This window comes from Mesorhizobium sp. M7A.F.Ca.US.002.01.1.1 (assembly GCF_004022955.1).
GTDB classification, from domain to species: Bacteria; Pseudomonadota; Alphaproteobacteria; order Rhizobiales; family Rhizobiaceae; genus Mesorhizobium; species Mesorhizobium ciceri.
This window is the reverse complement of sequence record NZ_RZQE01000655.1, coordinates 1-2,628: the sequence shown is the minus strand read 5'-3', so window position 1 is coordinate 2,628 and position 2,628 is coordinate 1. Positions and strand designations below refer to the sequence as shown.

General features: G+C 59.4%; 3 protein-coding genes. All 3 read right to left on the bottom strand.

Translation table 11 applies throughout. The features are described from left to right. Positions 1-47: 47 nt before the first annotated feature. Entirely contained in the window at positions 48-656 is a 609-nt protein-coding gene (locus tag EN932_RS33600) for a transglutaminase-like cysteine peptidase (RefSeq protein WP_063172304.1), read from the bottom strand. Positions 657-883: 227 nt separating this feature from the next. Beyond that, a complete protein-coding gene (locus EN932_RS33595; RefSeq protein WP_127367722.1) occupies positions 884-1,501 on the bottom strand; it encodes a PilZ domain-containing protein in 618 nt (205 codons plus the stop codon). A 183-nt stretch (positions 1,502-1,684) separates the two neighbouring features. After that, a complete protein-coding gene (locus EN932_RS33590) occupies positions 1,685-2,317 on the bottom strand; it encodes a PAS domain-containing protein (RefSeq protein ID WP_127369850.1) in 633 nt (210 codons plus the stop codon). Between the last annotated feature and the right edge of the window lie 311 nt (positions 2,318-2,628).

Below are 2,628 nucleotides of genomic sequence, written 5' to 3'. Positions count from 1 at the left end.
CTCCTGAAGCGCCTCGCATTCACGCGGCGCGCTTGATCTCTGTTAAATCAGCGGACGCTGGCGACCGCGTCGGAGCGGCCGTCATTGATCGTCACCCAAACGCCGGAATTCTGGTCCGACTGGCGCTTGAGATAGGTGTAGTCGGTGTCCGTCCAGGACAGGACCTTGGTCTCAAGATTGTCGAGGATGAATTCTCCGAGGCTGGTGCGCACGGTCAGCACCGCGTGGCCGTCGCCATTCGGCTGGCGCGCCACCGTCATCAGCAGATTGCCGGCGGGGACGCCCGCATCCATCAACTCGCGGCGCTTTTCCAGCGCGTAATCCTCGCAATCGCCATAGCCATTGGCCGGATAGGCCCAATATTCCTCGACACCGTAGTTTTCCATGTCGGTGCGCGGCTTGATGCGGGTGTTGACCGAATTGTTGATGTTGACGATCGTCGCCCACAGCTTGCGGGTCAGTTCGACCGGCGCACCCCTGGGGGTCCGTTCGCTGCATTCGCCGGGAATGCGCTGGCAGAACTCATAGTGACCAACAGGCTGGGTGGTGCGTCCACCGGTGTGCATATAGGCCGGTCCCGCGGCATATGCTGATCCCCAAGCGGAAAGCTGCATCGCCATTGCCGCCAGCAACAGCTTGCCCCTCGTTTTCTTCATTGTTGTAGTCTCCCCGTTCGAAGGAGACATTGCCACGTGTGGATTTATTTGACGCAAAAGCGCGAAGTAGATATTGAGTAAAACTCCAATAGAATAAACGTAAAATTTGAATCATTTGAGTATTAATTCGTTTGGATCTGAAGGCTCCCCACCTCGGGCGCGGAGCGCTCCCAGAAACAAAAAACCGGCCGCAAGGGCCGGTCCTGGAATGTTGCTGTCGGGCCTGCTCAGGCGCGTGACGTGTTGAATTCGGAATCAAGCGTTTCGGGACGCTGGATCACAGCGAATTCGATGGCGACGCCGTCCTCGAAATGACGCACGACCTGCCCGCGCATGGTGCCAAGCATGACCTGGATGCCGATCGCCGGTTTGACGTCGATTTCGACAGCGGCGCCGGAGAGCGAAAGGTCGATGATGCGGCACTGGTACTGGCGGCCGTCGGTGAGCTGCAGCACGCTTGTCGGATTGCGCGGTGCGACGCGCTCGTGGCGGCGATCTTCCGGCAGGTCGAGTTCATGCTTGTTGGCCAGCCAGGTCAATTGCGCGGCCAGCTTGTCCTTCTTGCGATCCGACGCAATGACGGTCATCGCGAAACCGTCCTGCAGGGTGCGTGTGACGACGCCTTCGATGCGGCCGATATGATCGATGTAGGCGATGATTTTTTCGCCGGGCATGCCGATGCGGTCGGTGCGAAACGCAACATTGCCCGGTGACATGTCGACGACCTGGCAGGGATGTTCGGTGCGGTCTTCCAGCATGAAGCGTCCGTAAATTTTAACCCGGACGCGCTGAAAGTTTCGCCTTTCAGCTTGGGACGGCGCATAGTCGACCGCCGCTGACCTCATGACTGCCTACACCCCGTTTGGCATCCCGCGCGCCGATGCGAGGAACTTCATCACAGAAGTACAACAAAGCGGGTTAACAAAGGGGAAAAGCGGGCGCTCCAGCGTTTTCCTTTTTGCAGGCCGTGGTGCCAAAACCGCCGCGCAGTTTTGGGCGACGTGCATCAGGTCTCAAAAAACAGCGGACTATTCCTCGCGCCCGCCATCGAAGACGACGAGATGACGGATGCGACGCACCCGGCCGAGCGCCGAGATCGTCTCGGGTGCCCCAAGTTCTTCGGGAACAAGCGAGGGAACATCGATCGCCGGGCGATTGTTCAGAAGCTCCTTCTCCGGATCTATGACGCGGATTGAATCGATCAACGCATCGGTGATCGGATCGGCACCCAGCCAGAAGGGTTTCTCCACGGCGCTGATGACGCCCAGGCAGCGCGGATTTTCGACGCCGCCGTCCAGCGGCAGGGCAAGCAGTTCGAACTTATTGGAGCGCCCGTTGCGGCTGAAGCCCTCATAGCTGATGAGCACGACCGATTTCTGCTCGAACACGCCATGGATCAGGCGCGAGACGAGCCGCTGGTCCTTCTCGCGCCACAGCGATGGAAAGGAAAATCCCTTGAGCTCGCGGCCGTAGCAGGCGCAAAGCCTCGTGCCGGCCAGCCGGAATACGGCCTGTCCGCGCGTGTCACGTTCCAGGATAAAGGTGTCGGCCAGCAGCGACTTGATGTCGGCCGGTTCGACCTCCGAACGCTTCGGGGCGGGGCGTCCATCACGCAGGCGGTTCCAATATTGGAACAGCGTGATCGATCCATTCTGGTTCATGCTATGCTGCTCCGCGCAATCTGTCGTCTGATGTCCCATCGGTGAACAGAAGGGCGCCCTCCGAGGACCTACATGCGTTGCGGAGCAGGAAGCGTGCCAGCGTCGTTAACACTTGTTCACGGGTCGGGGCCGTTAAGGTTAACAAGTGGTTTACGTTGCGTCTGAGCGAGCCCCGTGGCACACAAAAACCACTCCAGAAGCGGTCGTTTCGCGACGATCGGCAGCACTTCAGTCAGAGTTTTAGGGGAGCAGGGGGCTCGACCGGCCGTTCAAGGGAAACCTTGAACGGTTTCTTTTTTGATTCGCGCCAG

Coding starts and splice junctions, on each gene's coding strand:
- EN932_RS33595 (WP_127367722.1), bottom strand. CDS start 1,501: ATGAGGTCAGCGGCGGTCGACTATGCGCCGTCCCAAGCTGAAAGGCGA.
- EN932_RS33600 (WP_063172304.1), bottom strand. CDS start 656: ATGAAGAAAACGAGGGGCAAGCTGTTGCTGGCGGCAATGGCGATGCAG.
- EN932_RS33590 (WP_127369850.1), bottom strand. CDS start 2,317: ATGAACCAGAATGGATCGATCACGCTGTTCCAATATTGGAACCGCCTG.